The sequence below is a fragment of the Flavobacterium sp. PL02 genome, assembly GCF_035013205.1.
Classification (GTDB): domain Bacteria; phylum Bacteroidota; class Bacteroidia; order Flavobacteriales; family Flavobacteriaceae; genus Flavobacterium.
The window spans coordinates 909,276-929,571 of record NZ_JAYGJP010000001.1 but is presented as its reverse complement, the minus strand read 5'-3'; the positions used below and the strand labels follow the sequence as shown (position 1 = coordinate 929,571).

The 20,296-nt window shown below is 33.7% G+C and carries 18 protein-coding genes; 7 read left to right on the top strand and 11 right to left on the bottom strand.

Features of this window, described 5'->3' with window-relative positions; genetic code table 11:
• The first annotated feature begins 83 nt into the window (after nucleotides 1-83).
• From SHI72_RS03890 to SHI72_RS03870, 5 genes are all read left to right on the top strand, one after another.
• Entirely contained in the window at nucleotides 84-1,340 is a 1,257-nt protein-coding gene (locus SHI72_RS03890) for a dihydroorotase (RefSeq protein WP_323489110.1), read from the top strand.
• Nucleotides 1,341-1,548: 208 nt separating this feature from the next.
• Nucleotides 1,549-1,875, top strand: coding sequence for a membrane protein (locus tag SHI72_RS03885; protein WP_039112645.1), 327 nt, complete (start codon nucleotides 1,549-1,551; stop codon nucleotides 1,873-1,875).
• Nucleotides 1,876-1,958: 83 nt separating this feature from the next.
• Nucleotides 1,959-2,603 carry an alpha/beta hydrolase gene (locus SHI72_RS03880; RefSeq protein WP_323489109.1) on the top strand — a complete coding sequence of 215 codons (645 nt, stop codon included), beginning with the start codon at nucleotides 1,959-1,961 and terminating at the stop codon, nucleotides 2,601-2,603.
• 713 nt (nucleotides 2,604-3,316) lie between these two features.
• A complete protein-coding gene (locus SHI72_RS03875; RefSeq protein ID WP_323489108.1) occupies nucleotides 3,317-4,558 on the top strand; it encodes an alpha/beta hydrolase-fold protein in 1,242 nt (413 codons plus the stop codon).
• Between the two features lie 125 nt (nucleotides 4,559-4,683).
• Nucleotides 4,684-5,253, top strand: a complete 570-nt coding sequence (locus SHI72_RS03870) for a cysteine hydrolase family protein (protein WP_039117148.1) — start codon at nucleotides 4,684-4,686, stop codon at nucleotides 5,251-5,253.
• 193 nt (nucleotides 5,254-5,446) lie between these two features.
• On the opposite strand, the gene SHI72_RS03865 is transcribed toward SHI72_RS03870, so the two are convergent.
• Genes SHI72_RS03865 through SHI72_RS03855 form a run of 3 tightly spaced genes read right to left on the bottom strand, consistent with a single transcriptional unit; the run spans nucleotide 5,447 to nucleotide 7,209 of the window.
• The gene (locus SHI72_RS03865; protein WP_323489107.1) at nucleotides 5,447-5,884 is read right to left on the bottom strand and encodes a hypothetical protein; all 438 of its coding nucleotides are present in this window, start codon (nucleotides 5,882-5,884) and stop codon (nucleotides 5,447-5,449) included.
• A 47-nt stretch (nucleotides 5,885-5,931) separates the two neighbouring features.
• Complete coding sequence (locus tag SHI72_RS03860; RefSeq protein WP_039117146.1) at nucleotides 5,932-6,432, bottom strand: hypothetical protein; 501 nt, start codon at nucleotides 6,430-6,432, stop codon at nucleotides 5,932-5,934.
• A gap of 12 nt (nucleotides 6,433-6,444) precedes the next feature.
• The gene (locus tag SHI72_RS03855) at nucleotides 6,445-7,209 is read right to left on the bottom strand and encodes an MBL fold metallo-hydrolase (protein ID WP_323489106.1); all 765 of its coding nucleotides are present in this window, start codon (nucleotides 7,207-7,209) and stop codon (nucleotides 6,445-6,447) included.
• A gap of 95 nt (nucleotides 7,210-7,304) precedes the next feature.
• Here SHI72_RS03855 and SHI72_RS03850 point away from each other — a divergent pair, with 95 nt between their 5' ends.
• Nucleotides 7,305-8,765 (top strand): TonB-dependent receptor, encoded by a 1,461-nt coding sequence (locus SHI72_RS03850; protein WP_039112636.1) that lies wholly within the window; start codon nucleotides 7,305-7,307, stop codon nucleotides 8,763-8,765.
• A 168-nt stretch (nucleotides 8,766-8,933) separates the two neighbouring features.
• Here SHI72_RS03850 and bcp read toward each other — a convergent pair whose 3' ends face one another.
• On the bottom strand, nucleotides 8,934-9,386 hold the full coding sequence (gene bcp / locus SHI72_RS03845; RefSeq protein WP_039112635.1) for a thioredoxin-dependent thiol peroxidase: 453 nt from the start codon (nucleotides 9,384-9,386) through the stop codon (nucleotides 8,934-8,936).
• 351 nt (nucleotides 9,387-9,737) lie between these two features.
• Between bcp and SHI72_RS03840 the strand changes: the two genes are divergently transcribed.
• A complete protein-coding gene (locus SHI72_RS03840; RefSeq protein ID WP_323489105.1) occupies nucleotides 9,738-10,415 on the top strand; it encodes an endonuclease III in 678 nt (225 codons plus the stop codon).
• A gap of 91 nt (nucleotides 10,416-10,506) precedes the next feature.
• Here the strand turns inward: SHI72_RS03840 and SHI72_RS03835 are convergent, their stop codons facing one another.
• The 7 genes from SHI72_RS03835 to SHI72_RS03805 form a co-directional block, all read right to left on the bottom strand.
• A complete protein-coding gene (locus SHI72_RS03835; protein ID WP_165572092.1) occupies nucleotides 10,507-10,650 on the bottom strand; it encodes a hypothetical protein in 144 nt (47 codons plus the stop codon).
• Nucleotides 10,651-10,702: 52 nt separating this feature from the next.
• Complete coding sequence (locus SHI72_RS03830) at nucleotides 10,703-11,287, bottom strand: RNA polymerase sigma factor (RefSeq protein ID WP_039112632.1); 585 nt, start codon at nucleotides 11,285-11,287, stop codon at nucleotides 10,703-10,705.
• A 307-nt stretch (nucleotides 11,288-11,594) separates the two neighbouring features.
• Nucleotides 11,595-12,353: a glycoside hydrolase family 16 protein gene (locus tag SHI72_RS03825; protein WP_323489104.1), complete on the bottom strand. Its 759-nt coding sequence runs from the start codon at nucleotides 12,351-12,353 to the stop codon at nucleotides 11,595-11,597.
• An 86-nt stretch (nucleotides 12,354-12,439) separates the two neighbouring features.
• Nucleotides 12,440-14,101, bottom strand: coding sequence for a family 16 glycosylhydrolase (locus SHI72_RS03820; protein ID WP_323489103.1), 1,662 nt, complete (start codon nucleotides 14,099-14,101; stop codon nucleotides 12,440-12,442).
• A gap of 14 nt (nucleotides 14,102-14,115) precedes the next feature.
• Nucleotides 14,116-15,672: a hypothetical protein gene (locus SHI72_RS03815; protein ID WP_323489102.1), complete on the bottom strand. Its 1,557-nt coding sequence runs from the start codon at nucleotides 15,670-15,672 to the stop codon at nucleotides 14,116-14,118.
• A gap of 11 nt (nucleotides 15,673-15,683) precedes the next feature.
• A complete protein-coding gene (locus tag SHI72_RS03810) occupies nucleotides 15,684-17,159 on the bottom strand; it encodes a RagB/SusD family nutrient uptake outer membrane protein (protein ID WP_323489101.1) in 1,476 nt (491 codons plus the stop codon).
• Between the two features lie 10 nt (nucleotides 17,160-17,169).
• On the bottom strand, nucleotides 17,170-20,244 hold the full coding sequence (locus SHI72_RS03805) for a TonB-dependent receptor (protein ID WP_323489100.1): 3,075 nt from the start codon (nucleotides 20,242-20,244) through the stop codon (nucleotides 17,170-17,172).
• Nucleotides 20,245-20,296 lie beyond the last annotated feature (52 nt).

The following is a 20,296-nucleotide window of genomic DNA, read 5'->3' as shown; positions in this document are numbered from 1 at the left end:
ACTTAATTCCTTAATGGTTCAAATAAATTAAGCTTTACTATTTTAAAACTTAATTGTTTCAATTAAAATAAATTTATCTACATATGAAAATAATCATCCGTGAAGCAAAAATTATAGATTCTAAAAGTCCGTTTCATAATAAGACTGCAGATATTTTAATTAAAGATGGTTTAATCGAAAAAATAGGAACTTCACTTCCTAATACTGAAAATGCCGAAGAGATAAAACTCGACAATTTACATATTTCGCAAGGATGGTTTGACAGTAGCGTTTCGCTTGGAGAACCAGGTTATGAAGATCGCGAAACAATCTCAAACGGATTAAATGTAGCTGCAAAAAGTGGATTTACTGCCATTGCTTTACAACCTAACTCCTACCCGATTATTGATAACCAATCACAAGTTAATTTTGTAAAAAACAAAGCAAATGGTTTTGCTACAGAACTTTTCCCAATAGGAGCTTTAACCAAAGCTAGCGAAGGAAAAGATATGGCTGAACTATTTGACATGAAAAAAACAGGAGCTGTAGCTTTTGGTGATTATAATAAAAGCCTTGACAATGCCAACTTGTTAAAGATTGCATTGCAATATGTACAAGATTTTGATGGTTTGGTAATTGCTTACTCACAAGATCAAAATATAAAAGGAAATGGTGTTGCCAATGAAGGAATCGTTTCAACAAAATTAGGATTAAAAGGAATCCCAGATCTTGCTGAAGAATTACAAATCGTTCGCAACTTATTTTTATTAGAATATACAGGAGGAAAACTTCATATTCCAACTATCTCGACTGCTAAATCCGTTCAATTAATTAAAGATGCTAAAGCAAAAGGACTAAACGTAACAACTAGCGTTGCTGTACATCATTTGGTTTTAACCGATGAAAAATTAGAAGGTTTTGATACCCGCTTTAAAGTTACGCCTCCATTACGAACTGAAACTGACAGACAAGCGTTACTAAATGGTGTTCTAGACGGAACTATTGATATGATTACATCTGATCATAACCCGATAGATATCGAATTCAAAAAAATGGAATTTGATATGGCTAAAAATGGAACAATTGGTCTGGAAAGTGCTTTTGGTGCTTTGCTAACTGTATTGCCACTAGAAACTGTAATCGAGAAACTAACATTAGGGAAATCTGTTTTTGGTATCGAGAACAATACAATCACCGAAGGCTCTAAAGCAAATATTACATTGTTTAATCCTAATGGAGAAAGTATTTTCGCAAAAAGTAACATACAATCTAAATCTAAAAATTCTGCCTTTTTGGGAATTCAATTAAAAGGTTCAGTTTACGGAATCGTGAATCAGAATCAATTGGTATTAGAAAAATAATAAAAAATTAAAATTTTACCATTAAGAGATTAAGAAAAATTAAGTTTAATTAATACCCCTAATTTCTCAATGGTCGAAAAACCTTTTTAATCTAAACAATTTGATGCAAAAAAAGATAATCATTAAAGAATTAAGAAAAGTCAACTTAATTTTTCTTAATCTCTTAATGGTTTAAAACAAATTGTTAAAACAACTATAAAATACAAGAATGAACAACTCAATCGAAGAAGGAAAAACTCCTGCTATTACCAGTTATATATTAATTATTGGTGTTTTAATCGCGATGTCGATGAACTCTGAAAATAAAAATAGCTTTGCTTCTTTTCATATACGTCAGGCGTTAGGGTTATCGTTAACTTTTATCTCCTTCGGACTTATCATAAGCAACTTTGACAGCTTTATGATTACTTTCCCAATGTGGATTTGTATCTCTATTTTATGGACATACGGGATTTTCAGCGCTATACAAGGGCAAACAAAACCAATACCATTAGTAGGTGCACTTTTTCAAAAATGGTTTAAAAGCATTGGTTAGTCTTTGATTTTTAAATTCAGATATAAACTAAGAGCCGACAACTGCATTTCACAATTTACAACTCACAATTTACCATTAAAAGAATGAATTTATCTTTAGAATATAAAATAAGAGAACCAAAAATTATCTTAGACAAAAACCCACTATTACTATTACTTCACGGATATGGCAGCAACGAAGAAGATTTATTTTCTTTTGCCAGCGAACTTCCTGATAATTATTATGTTATTTCGGCTAGAGCTCCTTATGATTTACAATATGGCAGTTATGCATGGTATGCTATTAATTTTGATGCAGATCAAAACAAATTCTCTGATAACGAACAAGCTAAAACATCACGTGATTTAATTGCAAATTTCATTGATGAGTTAACTGCAAATTACCCAATCGACTCAAACAATATAACTTTAATTGGCTTTAGCCAAGGATCAATTTTAAGTTATGCAACAGCACTTTCTTATCCTGAAAAAATCCAGAGAGTAGTTGCAATGAGTGGTTATTTTAATGATGAAATAATCAAAGATGGTTACGAGAAAAACGACTTCAAAAACTTAAAAATATTTGCTTCTCACGGAACTGTAGATCAGGTAATCCCTATTGATTGGGCTAGAAAAACACCTGCAATTCTAGAAAATCTAAATATTCCTGTTTCTTATAAAGAATATCCTGTTGGACATGGAGTTGCTCCTCAAAATTTCTTTGATTTTAAGAATTGGTTAGCACAATAGTTCACTGAATTCAGTTTAAAAATAGTAACAACAAAACACAATTATGGGAATAGAAAGTTTAATTGGTTTTATTTTACCAATAGTATTAATTGCCGGTGGTCTTTTTATAAAAAACACTAAAAATCCGAACTTCCAAACTTCAAAAAAATATTGGAAGATATTATTCATTTTAGGGATTCTAAATTTATTAATGAAATTATATCTTCTATTTTTTCTTTAATATCAGTTTTGATATTTTGAATTGTCTCCAGCCTTAGCTGGAGTAATAATATATTGACTTTAGTCAAAATGCCCCGTTATTTTGACTAAAGCCACATTTATAAACAATTCTTAAACCTCCAACTAAAGCACAATGTCATTAAGTTAAGAAAAAAACTTTTAATACTGCACTGAATAAATCTCTCGCCAAGCCGCCAAGTTTAATCCTAAAATCTTTGCGCTTTTGCGAGAAAATAATTAACCATGATCAGTTCAAAAAAGCTTAACTTAATGACATCGAACTAAAGCAGGAGGCAATTCAAGAATAGAAATAGGAATTTAAACTCACTTTTTACATTTCCTTTTTACAACACACATTTCACCTTCTCGCTTTTTTTTACATTTTACTTCTCACTTTTTACATATAATAATAAATCATCTTATCTTTAAACTATTATACTTTGTAACAAATAACAAAGTATAAGACTAACTCGATAAACCTGATTTAACTAACCATGAAACAACTATTATTTTCACTGCTTTTTATTGGCACTTCTTTTTTCGCAAAAGCACAATCGGATAACAAAATTACTATTGGTACGATTGAAACCATTCATTCTAAGATACTAAATGAAGATCGAAAAGTTTGGATATATGTCCCAGATGGTTATACCAAAGGCGCACCCAAAACTGAGAATTATCCCGTTCTTTATTTATTAGATGGAAACGTACATTTCACTTCTATTGTTGGTATGACGGAGCAATTAAGTACCATGAACGGTAACACAATTTGTCCAAAAATGATTGTAGTGGGAATACTCAATACTGACAGAGCCCGTGATTTAACTCCTACTCATATCGAATCTGATTTGCCAATGATGACTAGTGAAGCGAGTAAAACTAGTGGCGGAAATGAAAATTTTATTGCATTTATTGAAAAAGAATTAATACCATACGTTGAAACCAACTATCCTACTGCTCCATACAAAATGCTAATTGGTCATTCTTTTGGCGGTTTAACAGTTATAAATACACTTGCAAATCATACTAATTTATTTAATTCTTATGTTGCTATCGACCCAAGTATGTGGTGGGACAAACAGAAATTTTTAGAGCAAAGCAAAAAAACATTTGCTGAGAAAAAATTCAAAAACACTAGTTTATTTTTAGGTATTGCAAACACGATGGAAGCAGGAATGGACACTCTTAGAGTAAAGAAAGATACTACTCAAGTTACAAGACACATTCGTTCAATATTAGATTTAGCCAATGATTTAAAAAAGAACAAACAAAACCAATTACACTTTGAATACAAATATTATGATAAAGACAGTCATGGTTCTGTTCCGTTTATTGCCGAATATGACGCACTTAGATTCATTTTTGATTTCTATAATCTGAACTTGACTATTACTGATTTAATGGAAACAGGGATGGCATTACCTACAAAAATTGAAAAACATTATCTAAATGTTTCCGAAAAAATGGGGTATAAAATACCACCTCCCGAAGCTCCTATTAATCAATGTGGATATATGGCACTAGGCAGAAAGAACTTAGCTCAAGCCGAGTATTTTTTCAAACTAAATGTAAAAAACTATCCAAAAAGCGCTAACGTATATGATTCTCTAGGAGATTATTATAAACAAGTGAATGATAAAACTAATGCAATAAGCAATTACAAAAAAGCGTTATCCATCAACAAGGAAAGTGCCGAAACGAAACAAAAACTGGAAGAACTTCAAAAAGGAAAATAACGCATAACAGTCTCCTTTTAAACTAAAAAAATTATAAAAACAGTGTTGGCTTTATTGTGTGAAAATTTGATTTTCATCTCTCTTTTCACTTTTTACTTTTTTACAACATCAACTAAACTATAAAAATGAAAATATCTAAACTTGACAATCCCGCATTAATTCTAATTGATATCCAGAAAGGTTTTGATAATATAGAATATTGGGGCGGAGAACGCAATAATCCAAATGCCGAAAAAAATGCAAGTGAGCTTCTCGAAATTTGGCGAGCTAATAAATTACCTATTTTCCATATTCAGCATTGTTCCTCTAATCCCAATTCATTGCTCCATGAAACCAATCCTGGAAATGCATTTAAAGATATTGTAAAACCTTATTTAGGAGAAACTGTAATTCAGAAGAATGTAAATAGCGCTTTTATTGGTACCAATTTAAAAGAACAACTTGATGATGATAAAATCGATACGCTTGTTATTGTAGGTTTAACAACCGATCATTGTGTTTCGACAACTACAAGAATGGCTGGGAATTTTGGTTATAATACCTTTTTAATTTCTGATGCAACTGCCACTTTTAATAAGAAGGGATTGAATGGACAGGAATTTAGTGCCGAGACAATTCACGAAACGGCTCTTGCCAGTTTAAACGAAGAATTCGCTCAAGTTGTAACAACCGATTTTATAAAACAGAATATTTAGATTGTGAAAATTTAACCGCAAAGCGCGCAATCCCGACGCTTCGGGATACGCAAAGGTTTTAAAATCATTCTAATCTTTATCTGAAGCAGAAAAGTAACAGATTTACATAAAAACAAGAAAGGCGAGAATTATTCTCGCCTTTCTTGTTTTGTCTTTTTTATAATCTGTAAACTGCAACTAAATACTGCAAACTTTACTCGCCTGTATAAATAATCTTTCCTGCTTTTTTAAGTACGTATCCTTTCCAAGGGATTAATTCTAAATCTCCTTTAATCCAAGGCTCTCCTTCAGCTTTGCGCTCTAAAATAATTGTTCCATCTTCTGTATCAAGAAAAAGTTCGGCTTTGTTTCCATCTTTTTCAAAAATAACATAAGCAACTGTAGAATACGTTTTACCATCTTTCGCATGCTCTAACTTTGTACCTACTTCAAACAATCGTACACATTCATTTTTAACAACCGACCAAGTATAACCAGCAGATCCTTTACATCCATGTGCATCCGAATCTCCTCCTACAATACGCTCGGGTTTAACTTCTTCTTTAATAGGTTTTGTTTCTTCCTGAGAAACTTTTTTAGCACAAGAAAATGTAAGACCTATAATAATCGAAAATAAAAATACTTTTTTCATATGTTCTATTTATTAGTTGTTACAATTATTACACTGTGTTAGGAATACTATTTTTGGTATAATAATGATTGATTTACTTCAAAAGTAATACTTTCATCATTATTAACAAAGTATTTTAATAAGACTTCTCCCCATATTTCTCCATCACTAAAGTCTGCAATAATCCATCGGTGATTTAAAACCTTAACTTTATTGATGATAAATTTATTGGCGCCTATTTGGTCTTGTCCTGTATATGGATTCCCTTTTGGATTCGCATTTAGATCCATTAATTTCTCAGTAACAATAGGAATTAGTTTCTCATACTGAATAGTTTTAGAAGCATCTGCTGAATCAAAGTAATTTTGGGCGTTTTGATTATTCTCTAATGAAAAGTAATTGGCTTCGTTTAATTTAGTTTCTACTAAATTAAGGCTATCTCTAAGCTTTTTAGTTGTTTTAACATAACGTTCCTGTTCAAACTTTACTTCTTTACTATAAAACATATAGGTAAATATATTCATAAGTATCGCAATGATAAAAAGGTAAAGCAATAGGGATTTTTTCATTTTTAAATGTAATTAAATTGTGATTTCTAAATTATCATAGGCTAGAAAAACATTTTTAGGCAGCATTTTTTGTACCTCTTCATGAAATCCTAATACATGACTAATATGTGTTAAATAAGCCTTTTCTGGCTGAACCAAAGTTATAAAATCTAAGGCTTCCTGCAAATTAAAATGTGTATCGTGTGGCTCAACACGTAATGCATTTATCACTAATACTTTTAAGTTTTTTAGTTTCTTGATTTCGACTTCTTCAATAGTTTTTACATCTGTTAAATAAGCAAAATCATCTATTCGATACCCAAAAACCTGTAAATCTCCGTGCATAACATTTACCGGAATTGCCATTTTATCACCCACAGCAAATGGCTCATCATTAACGACCTCGATTGTTTTTACAGATGGTGCTCCTGGATATTTATTTACGGTTTCAAAAACATAATCGAAACGTTTTTTTAAGTTACCAATAACACGCTCGTGTGCATAAATTGGCATTTCGCCTTGTCTGAAATTGTACGGACGTATATCGTCCAAACCTGCAGTGTGATCTGCATGCTCATGTGTAAATAAAATTGCATCTAATTTCTGACAGTTACAAGATAACATTTGTTGCCTGAAATCAGGACCACAATCTATAACATAAGAATGGTCATCCCAACTAATCCAAATCGATACTCGAAGCCTTTTATCCTTAGCGTCAGTACTTTTGCATACAGGATGATCTACCCCTATTATCGGAATGCCTTGTGATGTGCCTGTGCCTAAAAAATATACCTTCAATTGTACTTTATTTTTTTACAAAAATAGGATTAATTATCTTTCATTAGAAGCCTAATTTACTAACTTTGTAACAAATCAGCCATATTTAAAATAAAATGGGTATAGAAATAAAACTTAAAGGTGACAAAGTCATCGCTCAGATACCATCCATAAAAGACAAAGCACTACGCATAAATCTAAACGAAAATATTTACGGAACCTTTGCAGAGATTGGTGCGGGGCAAGAAACTGTAAGACATTTTTTTAGATCTGGTGGTTCGTCTGGAACAATTGCGAAGGCGATGTCTGCTTACGACAAAGATTTTAGTGATGCCATTTACGGAATTGAAAGTGATGGCCGCTATGTAACTGAAGAGAGATTAAAGAAAATGTTAACTCTTGAAGGGCAAATAATTGAAGAACGTTTAAGCAGAGAAAAACACCCTACAAAACTTTTCTTTAGCTACGCTAATACTGTTGCAACAATAGATTTTGCAAAACAATTTAAAGGTCATGGTTGGGTAGGAATAAGATACCAAATTGAACCTGATGAAGCTTATAATGAAATTATACTTCACATTCGTTTTAAAGAAACTGATGCTCGATTACAACAAGAAACATTAGGTATTCTTGGGGTAAACTTAATTTATGGAGCATTTTATAAATACAATGATCCTAAAAGATTACTTCGTTATTTATATGATCACTTAGATAAAGATCAACTAGAAATTGATACTATTAACTTTTCTGGTCCACGTTTTGCCGATGTCGATAATCGATTGATTAGCTTACAATTGGTAAAAAACGGAATGACTGATGCCGTTATGTTCAATCCTGAAGGTAAAAACATCCTTCCTGCTGCCATTTTATACAAAAAGAATATTCTTGCCTTACGAGGGAGTTTTCGTCCTGTAACGAAGGTTAATATGGATATGTATGAGAAATCATTAAAAATGTTTCTCGAAGAAAATAAAGTCGAAAAAGATAATACGCTGGTAATTTTTGAAATCACTTTATCTAATCTTCGTTCTGATGGAGAAATCGATGAACGCGATTTTATGGATAGAGCTGAATTACTTTGTTCGTTAGGACAAACTGTAATGATTTCGAACTTCCAGGAATATTATAAAGTTGTTGAGTATTTTGCAAATTATACTAAAGCCCGAATGGGATTAGCAATGGGTGTTAACAATTTAGTCGACATCTTTGATGAGAAATACTACCGCCATTTAAGTGGAGGAATTCTTGAAGCTTTCGGGAAATTATTCTACCGTGATATGAAAGTATTCTTATATCCTATGATTGATGAAGATGGTACTATCATGAATTCGACTAACTTAAAAGTACATCCTAGAATGAAAGAATTGTACAAATTCTTTAAGTTCAATGGTAAAGTTGTCGATGTAGCCGATTTCGATCCTCATACATTAGAAGTATTCTCGAGAGAAGTACTAAAAATGATTAGTCAGGGAAAACCTGGATGGGAACCAATGCTTCCTGTAGGTATTGCCGAAATTATAAAAGAACATCACTTATTTGGTTATGAACCGAATAAAGTTTTAAAAGAGTCTAATTAGGAAGCCACTAAGGTACTAAGACGCAAAGGTTCAAAGGTTCAAAGACCCGGAACACATAAAAAAAAGCATCAATTTTACGATTGATGCTTTTTTGTTTTTGACTTGGTTTACGCGCAAAACAATCGCAATCTTGTCTTTCTGACAAAGAAAGAATCTCTACGAGTAACTCTACTTCAAGATTTGATCGGCGTGTTCTTTGGTTTTTACTTTTGAGATTATATCTTCGATAATTCCTTTTTCATTGATAACAAAAGTTGTTCTGTGGATTCCGTCATATTCACGACCCATGAATTTTTTAGGTCCCCAAACTCCAAAGGCTTGAATTACTGATTTATCTTCATCTGCCAATAACGGGAAAGGGAAATCGTATTTTTCTTTGAATTTGGCTTGTGCTTTTTGTGCATCGGCACTAACTCCCAAAAGAGCATAATTGTTTGCTTGAAAACGTTCGTAGTTATCTCTTAAATCGCAAGCTTCGGCTGTACATCCTGGTGTATTTGCTTTTGGATAAAAGAATACTACTAATTTCTTGCCTGCATAATCGGCTAGTTTATGTGTATTTCCGTCCTGATCTATTCCTGAAAAATTTGGTGCTTTATCTCCTATTTGTAATGTTGTCATTTTATTTTAGATTTTTGTTTTTTTTTTTTTAGACTGGCTTAGACTACTTAGAATTTTAGACTTCTTAGACTTCTTAGAGTTTTAGACTCGCTTAGAATTTTGATAGCGAATTTAAATAATTCATGACTTATAATTCCTAACTCATCTGCCATAATTCTTGATTTGTTAGCCCAGATTGTAGTGAAAACCCCGGAATTGTGGTGGTTTACATTTTATGTATTGGCAAAGCGACCAGCGGAAGCTCTTGCGAATACTTAAAAATGTTACTGCCTCGATGAGGTGTTGTAACGGAAAGCTGGATTAGGCTCATGATAAAATTTGTGCTATTTTTACGGGATTAAATTTACGGAAATGAATAAACAAGAACGGGTAACTTTTGTTATAAATACGTTAAAAGAATTATATCCTACTATCCCTGTCCCTCTAGATCATAAAGACCCTTATACTTTATTAATTGCTGTTTTATTGTCGGCTCAGTGTACCGATGTTCGTGTGAACCAGATCACGCCTATATTGTTTGCAAAGGCTGATAATCCGTATGATATGATTAAAATGTCGGTTGAAGAAATTCAGAATATTATTCGTCCGTGTGGTTTATCGCCTATGAAGGCTAAAGGTATTTATGGTTTGTCGCATATCCTGATTGATAAACATGGCGGAGAGGTTCCTCAGAGTTATGAATATCTGGAGGAATTGCCTGCTGTTGGGCATAAAACAGCAAGTGTTGTTATGTCGCAAGCTTTTGGTGTTCCTGCATTTCCTGTAGATACTCACATTCATAGATTGATGTATAGATGGAATTTATCTAACGGAAAAAATGTAACTCAAACCGAAAAGGATGCTAAACGTCTTTTTCCTGAGGAGGTTTGGAATGATTTGCATCTTGAAATTATTTGGTACGGTCGAGAATATTCGCCTGCTCGAGGATGGGATCTTGACAAAGATATTATTACAAAGACTATTGGAAGAAAATCGGTTATTGATGAGTATTACGAAAATCAGTCTTCTAGAAAACAAAAAAATCACTAATTGCATATTGCCCTTAGTGATTTTTTAATCAAACGACCAATTTGATTAATTTCATTTACTTTCAAAACATCCGACAGTTGCTGTGGGCTGTTTAATTAGCTATAATCTCAAAACTTTTATCTTCGATTTTCACTACTGTTAAGGCTTGTGAATAGCTCAATAAAAAAGAAACTACTTCTTTGTTTGGTTTTAGATTTTTACTAATCATCACTTTTTTTGAGTAAATTTTTGCCATGCTAATAAATGTTTATTTTATATAACAACGACCTATTGCTCAATTTAGTATATTAATTAGTTAAAATAATTTGATGTTTTTCTATAATTTTTCGAATATTCATCAATGCATATCTCATTCTACCTAATGCTGTATTAATACTTACACCAGTTATTTCGGATATTTCTTTAAAGCTCATGTCTTGATACATACGCATTACGAGTACTTCTTTTTGATCATCTGGAAGTTCTTCGATTAATTTTTTTAAATCAACCTCAACTTGATCCATAATCATTTTGTTCTCTATCGTTAAGGAATCATCGGACATGATGGAGAATATCGAAAACTCTTCGGTTTCTCTATACATTGGCATTTTCTTATTTTTTCGATAATGATCCACAATTAAGTTGTGTGATATACGCATTACCCAAGGAAGGAATTTACCTTCTTCGTTATAAGAATTACTTTTTAATGTCTTGATTACTTTTATAAATGTATCTTGGAAAATATCATTTGATATATCTCTGTCTGCTATTTTTGAATATATGAATCCATAAATCTTAGATTCATGTCTTTTTATTAATGTTGACAAGGCACTTTCGTTACCTTCAACATAGTTCTTCACCAATAGAGCGTCAGGAATTTGCAGATTAGCCATAATACTACCTTTTAGTTTTAGTTTTGAATTGGAGTAATTTTCTAAAAAGTAATTTTAATGTATAGGCTTCTGGTTTTTAAAGTGTTAATTAAGTGTTCAAATTTAACAAATAAATATTTTATAAAGCAAATTAAATTAAGAATAATTAACACAAAAAACTGAGAAACATTAAAATAAAGTCAATGATTTCTAAAAAAAGACCAAGAAACAATAAATTAACATTTTGGTTACAACAGTTAAAAAAGAAGCTTAAATCTCACAAAATAAAGCAATTACGATTTAACCTTCTTTTTTTTGCAATCTTAAATTACTGATATACCCGAATATAATCGACAATAAAATCTTGTGGAAAAACTTTATCGTCTACTTCAGGTCCTCCAAAATTTCCTCCTATTGCCAGATTAACTAATATATAAAATGGCTTATCAAAAGGCCAAACATCTTCGGTTTTATCTTTTGGTTCGAATGTGTACACTAAATCTTTATCGACAAAAAAGTCGATTTTGTCTTTTGTCCACTCTATTGCGAATACATGGAATCCTTTTTCGATATCTGGAAATGCAGTTTTCTTGGTATTAATTGTATTCCCGTGGCTATCTTGGGTGTGCAAAGTGGTATAAACCATGTGTGGATCTCTGCCTATATACTCTAAGATATCTATTTCGCCACATTTTGGCCAGTTTACCTGATCCTTATTTGCTCCTAACATCCAGAATGCTGGCCATAGGCCATGACCAACTGGTAATTTGGCTCTGGCTTCGATGCGTCCGTATTTAAACTCTTTTTTTCCTTTGGTTGTAATACGTGTAGATGTATATACGTTTCCGTCTTTTCTTGCATTAATAATTAAGTTTCCATCTTTTAATTGATGATTTGTCTTGGTATAAATTTGTCTTTCGTTATTACCCCAACCACATAAATCAGGACAACCGTCTCCGAGTTCGTAATTCCAAACGGTTTCGTTTAGGCTTTTTCCGTTAAAATTTTCTTCCCAAACCAGTTTCCTTTTTGCTTGTTGTGCAAAACTTAAATTACCTATTAATAATAGGATTAAAATTCTCTTCATTTTATTTCTTTTATTTATCATTAAAAATAAGAAGGCCAGCAAATGTGCCGCTAACCTCCTTATTCCGACTAACTTTAACTTTTATATTATTGATATACTCTTACATAATCTACCTCCATTGTAGATTGTGTAAATGCTGAATCTATGACTCCTCCAAAATTCCCTCCCATGGCAAAATTTAATATCAGGAAGAAATCTTTATTAAATGGTGTTGTTGCATCATTAGCAAAAGAATGAAACAGAGCATCATCTACATAAAACTTAATAGATTCTGGACTCCAAACCGCTTTGTAAACATGAAACGCTGATGATGCGGTTGCAATGGTTGTAGAACCTGTGTTTCCAGCTCCGCCTGAATGTCCTGGATAATGCAATGTGCTATGAATAAGGTTTTGGCTATTACCTACATGCTCCATAATATCTATTTCTCCGCAAGCTGGCCATGAGTTTGTTGCATAATTTTGCCCTAACATCCAGATTGCAGGCCAAGTCCCTCCTCCTGTTGGTAACTTTGCTCTTACCTCAACTTTGCCATAAGTAAATTTAAATTTACCATCTGTTTTTAATCGTGCCGAGGAATACGCCATTCCGCCTGAAGCTTCTTTTTTGGCTGTTATTTTTAAACTTCCGCCTTGCACTATTACATTGTTTGAACTGTTGGTATAATTTTGTTTTTCATTATTTCCCCAACCGCTGTCTCCTGTTCCTAACTCATTTACCCAATTTGCAGGATTTGGTGCTCCATCGGTATTAAATTCATCCGACCAAATTAAAGTAGTATAATCCGTTGGTGGTGTCTGTGTAGGTTTTGTGGTGGTAAATATATGATACCATGCTAATGCCAGATTGCCTCCCATAACTACTCTTACAACCATTCTGTTTGCTGTTATGGAGATTATCTCGTACGAGTTCTGACCTATATAGTACCCCATAAATCCTCCATCGGAGAAGTTCATTGTTGTTCCTCTTGTTTGTGTTAAATGGTCTGGATTACCCATAATAACCGATTCTGAAGGGCTTAATGATACTATTTTTGTTCCGCTTGAATTGTATGCTAAACATGCATCGTCTGGCGAGCTTCCGCCTGCTACGCTTGCAAATGCTGCATTAAAGAATGTTGATCCTCCGTTATCTAACTGGTATTTTATTTGTTCTCCGTCGAGCGAAAAGGTCAGTACATTATCATACAAACAACTACTTGCTGGCGAAGCTGCTTTCTCGAATGGTCCTGCCGCATAATAATTGGCATAATAGTTCTTGGTTGCATCTCCATCATTTTGTCCAACTCCCAAGTGCCCTGGTTCTGAAGCTGACCAATACCATTTTTTAGAAGTTCCGCCTGTTAAGAATGTTACTGCATCGGGATCACTAAAATCACTTTGTACGGTAACCTCTATCGAGGTACTTGACTGTATTCCTCCTGTCCCTGTTGCAATTACAGTTACTGTATAGGTATTTAATCCTGTTTTGGTAAATCTTTTTTCGGTTTTACCAGTTGGTGAGTTTAACGATGTTCCGTCGCTAAAGGCGTACTTATATGAGATTGCATCATTTGCAGTAGCGACAAGTTTTACCAATCCCGAGCCATCTCCGTTAGGTTCTGTAGTGGTTTTACCAACAATTTCGGCAGTAATTACAAGGTTTGTTGGCGCTTGTAATGCCCCAAATTTTAAATCATCTTCCTGACAACCTACCATAAGAAGCATGGTGAGTATGTACACGATATTTATAATTATTTTTTTACTCATGATTCCTTATGTTTTTAGTTGGATTGTTTTATATCATCAAAATAGTATGTTTTGCCTGTGCCACTGTTTCCAAAATCACAGAATATTACAATTCTCTGATAATTATTGGCGTTTACAATCCCTGCAAAATCAAACGTAAGTTCTTCCCAACCATTGGCAACTGTTGTGGTAGCATCTATCTCTTTGTTTATACTCGAGTCTGTGAGATTTTCTAATTTAAATTTTACAATAATTCCTGCCTGTGGTGACCAAACTTTTATTTTTAATTTTTTGAATGTGGAGAAATTTATTGGCGTTTCTAATGCCAATGATGAACCTGCCCAAACTTCGGATCCGTTTCCTTTTGTTAAAGCACTAACTTTTGATGAGGTATTGATTCCTGATTTATCTGGATTTGCAATTACTGCCGTGGTTGCTCCTCCAAAATTTCCATAAGCATAACTTAATGTAGCTGATTCGAATGTTAAGGGCAACACTAAGGATTCTGCTCCTGATGTCAACTGAATGTCATCATAGTAATAATCGGCTCCTGTTCCTGCATTACCAAAATCGAAGAAAAGAACTACTCTCTGGTATTTATTGGCATTATCTACAGCCGAAAAATCGAATGTAAGTTCTTCCCAACCATTTGCAACTGTATTGGTAACATCTACTTCGGCATTTATATTTGAATCGGTTAAATTCTCTAGTTTCATTTTAACCACAATTCCCGCTTTTGGAGACCAAGCTTTAATTCTGATTTTTTTCAATGTCGAGAAATCAATCGGTTCTCCTAGTTCTAAGAAAGAACCTGCCCAAACTTCTGCGCCCGCTGTTTTGGTTAATTTAGCCACTTTTGCACTTACATTACTGGCATCTACACTAGGATTATTGGCTACAGCGGTAAGTGCCCCTCCAAAATTATTAAATGCATAATTTAATGTAGCCGATTCAAAATCAACTGGTAGCAAAATTGGGTTCGAAATTGTTATCGATTCTATATGCGTAGTCGTTGCTACTCCTCCGCTTAAAGCGACAACTTTTACTTCATAAGTCCCAACGTTTGCATAAGTATGCTTAATTGTTTCACCTTCCATAAAATCAATAGGAATTTCATTTGGGTCTTCGCCAAAATAAACCTGAAAGAAGGTTTCAAAATTGGCTTTTGCGCTTACAGATGCCGATAAATTATCGCCAACTACATGCGCTAATGTTACCTGCAAATTTGTTGGTGCCAAAAACGAAACTGTAAGTGTTTGCGTTATTTCTGTCTTTTTTCCATTAATTCCCATTGCTACAATTTTTGCCTGATATATTCCTTCGGGATATGTATGTGTAGTTGTCGCTCCTGGATTTACAATAACGGGCTGTGTGGCTCCGTGCCCAAAATAAATTTCATATTGTGTAACTCCTTCGCCTTTGGGCAAAAAAGTAACTTTTCCTGAATTATCTTGTGCAATTGTTGTAAGTACCGATATATTTACTGGCGCTCCTACCGAATCTATATCGACATCGCTGCCACTACTGTCATTAGAACAACCTATTGCGATTGCTAAAACGAACAGACTTATAATAAAATGTAATTTTTTCATGATACTATTTTTTAATATTGAGGATTTTGCTGCCAGTTTCCGTTTGAGAATTGAATCTCTTCGATAGGAACTGGAAATATTTCATTTTTTCCAGCCTTAAAACCTACAATTTCTTGTGCTGCTTTTCCTGTGCGCACTAAATCAAAAAAGCGAAGTCCCTCTCCAACAAATTCAAATCTTCTTTCTGACCAGATAAAATCTGTTAAGGCTGGTCCTGAAGCCGATATATCATGATTTGTGTCTCCAAATGCACGCCTTCTTACTTCGTTTAAGTATGTTCTTGCTTTGGCATCGTCTAATCCTCCTCTGTTATAAGCTTCTGCTGCCATTAATAATACATCGGCATAACGTATTGCTCTATAATTATTAGGATTTGTCAGGTTTTGATCCCCAATATTAGCATCTCCTTGGCGTGGTAAATATTTACGGTTAAAATATCCTGTGTGTTTATATCCTACTCCATAAGTAGCATTATTGGCTGCAGCCCAAGCGACAATATCCAGGATAGCAACATCTTTACGTTTATCGCCTACCTCAAATGCATCGGCAATTTTTGGTGTTGGTACATTAAAACTATATCCTGAGTCAAAAAATGGTCCTACATAGTTTCTTACTCCATTAAATCCTACTGCTACGTTACCTTCGCTACATTGTAAACATCCAAAATTTGCTCCTTCGGCATCGCTATATTGTACTTCAAACACAGATTCTCTTCCGTTTTCTCCAGCATTTTCAAAGATTGTATTGTAATCTGTCACTAATGAATATTTACCTGATTCGATTACTTTATCTAGGACTTTGGATGCATCCAAATATTTGTTTTGATACAAATACACTTTTCCTAATAGTGCTTGTGCTGCACCTTTGGTCGCTCTTCCTACCTCTGGGGCATTTCGGTTTAAATTAGCGACTGCGTAAAGCAAATCGGCTTCTATAGAAGCATAAACTTCCGGAACTGATGAACGCGGAATTGTTTTCTCATCATTTAATTTAAATCTCTTATCTCCGTTTAGCGGAATAGCCCCGAACCATTTTACTAATTCAAAATGATAATATGCTCTTAAAAAATGAGCTTCGGCCAATATTTGATTTTTCCCTGGGAAGTCTGTTTTGTCCTTAAACTCTAAAATGTAACTTGCTCTATTAACTCCCGCAAACATCCAGTTCCAAACATCTTTTATATTACTATTTACAGCTGTGTGCGTCATATCATCTACTTGCTGGAATCCTATTACATCACTGGCACTTTCTCCTCCCGAAAATGTATTATCTGAGGCTATCTCGCCCAATAAAACATTTACATAAGAGGATTGCAATAAATCGTAGGCTCCAATTAAGGCATTGTAATAATCTGATTCTGAATTAAAATAATTTTCGGAATCTATTGAATATACTGGGTCACGCTCGACAAAACTATCTGTACAAGAAATACTTATTGCTCCCAAAAGCACGATTCCTAGTCCTATATTTATAATATACTTTTTCATTTTCTTACTTTTAAAAATTTAGATTTAATCCCATTGTATAAATCCTTGGTGTTGGATAAAATCCGTTATCGATTCCTGATCCCACTGACGATTGCGAAACATTATCGGCATTTAATGGTCCTGATAAAGCTGCTGGGTCAAAACCTCTGTACTTGGTAAATGTGTACAAATTGTTTACTCCCATATACAAGCGTAGTTTTGAGATTCCGATTTTATCCGAGAATGCTTTGTTTAATGTATAGCCTAATTGCACGTTTTGGATTCTTAAAAAAGAAGCATCTTCTACATAATAGTCTGAAAAGAGTGTGTTATTTGTAGCTCCGGTTGTTACTCTAGGAACTGTATTGCTTGTTCCCTCACCTGTCCATCGTCCTAAAACATAATTAGATTTATTTACATCTGTAAGTGTACGTTCGTAATTTCTCACCATATCATTTCCTATAGATGCATAGGAATAAGCTAGAAAGTCAAGGTTTTTGTAATTAAAGGTTAAATTTAATCCCATGATTACACTCGCAATTGGATCCCCGATATTGGTTCTGTCTTTACTATCTATCACGCCATCATTATTTAAATCTTTATAGCGAATATCTCCTGGAGCTGTTGTAACCGAACCTAAAGCTGCTTGCGATGGATGCGCTGCAATCTCGGCTTGGTTCTGGAAGATTCCATCAGTTTTATATCCATAAAAATACCCTATTGGCTGTCCTTTTTCCATTCTTGACGGAGGTAGCGGTTGCCCTACTCCAAAACTTCCTGCATCGGTATAACCTGTACTATTTGCTACTTCTAAAACTTCATTATTGATGGTTGTTATATTGTATCCGATATTAAAATTAAAACTATCAGATATTTTGTCTTTGTAATTAATAGCAAACTCAAATCCTTTATTTCTTACCGAACCTGCATTCATAGTAGGCGGAGAAGCTCCCGGAGCGTAAACTCCTGTTATTGCCGATACTGGAATTCTTGGGATTAATAAGTTATCACGTGTATCTATAAAATAATCTGCTGTAAAGTCTATTTTTTCATTAAATAATCGAAAATCTAATCCTACATCAAACTTTTTGGCTTCTTCCCATTGCAATTTTGAATTTGGTAACGCCCCAATTACAGTTCCGTTTACTAAAGCTCCATTATATACATAAGTCGCTTCTCCATCTAACAATCCTGCATAACCATTATTAGGGATTAAGTCGTTTCCTAAAACTCCATAACTTACTCTTAGTTTTAAGAAATTAATGAAACTGTTATCTTTTAAAAATGATTCTTCAGAGACTACCCATCCCCCAGTAAATGACGGAAAGAATGCTACTCTGTTATCTGGTCCAAATTTGGTCGAAGCATCTCTTCTGATAACTCCGCTAAAAAGGTATTTTCCTTTAAAATCATATTCTAAAATTCCAACATAAGAGATTCTTCTTTCATCGTAGTTATAAGACGAAACATCACGACCTCCAGCAGGGCTTGTTCCTTTAGCCAGATTTATATCGGCATATTGCCATGAATTATTAGGTACATCATAACCTGTTGCTCCAAGTCCTGATCCCCAAGTTTTATAACTTGTTGATACAAAAATTGCTTTGATATTATGACTGTCAAAAAGTGTCTTTTTATACTCTGCCAAAAAATCGTAGGTATAATCATTATCGTTTACTGTGTTTTGAGTAACACTGCTTCGGGAAATATCAAACACTTTTCCTCCATAACTTATTTGTTTTGAGAAGTTTTTCCTAATACTATTTCCTGTATTAAACCCGATACGTGATGTTAGTTTAAACTCTTTGGTTACATCATAAGTAAGACTAACACTTCCGTTCAGTTTTTTTAATTTATAGTCATTGTATGTATTCTCTATTTGTGCAAGCGGATTAATAATTTCGACTCCATAACCTGGTGTGGCAGGAACTAATGTATAATTCCCGTTTTGGTCACGAACTGGTAAAGTCGAAGGTGTATTTATAGCATTAAAAAGCACAGAACCCAATCCGTTTTCATTTAATGAATCTCTATCTAGGTAAGTATAAATAATATTGGTTTGTAGTTTTATTTTACTAGATAAATCGACTCCTAAAGACAATCTTGCAGTATTTCTTTTAAAGTCAGATTTAGAACCTCCAATAATACCTTGTTGGCTTAAATCAGATCCACTAAATGTATATGTGATTTTATCAGAACCTCCTGATATTGATATATCATTATTAATTATAGGAGCCGGATTAAAAATTTCATCTTGCCAATCTGTTCCTTTTCCTAAACCCGAAACATTAGGATAAGGTAATGTTTGTCCGCCATTGGCATAACTCTCGTTTAGTAGTAATGCATATTCTGTAGCATTTAATACCGACATATTTTTGGTTGTTTCCTGTGTACCAAAAGAGGAATTAAAAGAAACCTTGGTTTTAGAATTCTTTTTACCCGTTTTTGTAGTTACCAAAACAATTCCGTTAGCTCCTAATACTCCATAAATTGCTGCTTGTGCATCTTTAAGAACCGTAATCGACTCGATATCATTAGGATTTAAAATACTTAAATCTCCCTGATATCCATCTATAAATACAGTTGCAGCATTATTTCCATTGGTGGCAACACCTCTAATATGTATATCCATAGCTGCTCCCGGAGAACCCGATTGCGCAGTAACGCTAACACCTGCAACGGTTCCTTGCAAGGCTTGCTCTACTTTAATAGGATGTAAATCTTCGATGGTTTTACTAGATACAATAGAAACTGCTCCTGTTACATCTCTTTTCTTTTTGCTGCTGTATCCTAATACAACAACTTCATCAAGCGATCTGGCATCATCGCTCATCTTTACAGTAATTATACTGCCCGAAACCACAACTTCTTGTGTTCTAAAACCAATATAACTTAAAACAATTGTAGTTCCTTTTGGGATACCTAATAACTTAAAAGATCCGTCAAAATCAGTGGTTGTACTTTGTGACGAACTTTTAACTTTTACATTTACGCCAGGCAATGATAAACCTGAGCCATCGAGTACAGTTCCCTTTACATCAAAGGCTTGCGAAAACGCAAAAGATGTAAACAGTAACAATACCATTAGTAATAATCTAGATTTCATAATTAGTTAGTTTTTATTGAAAGATAAATTTATTCGGATTCACTGATAATAA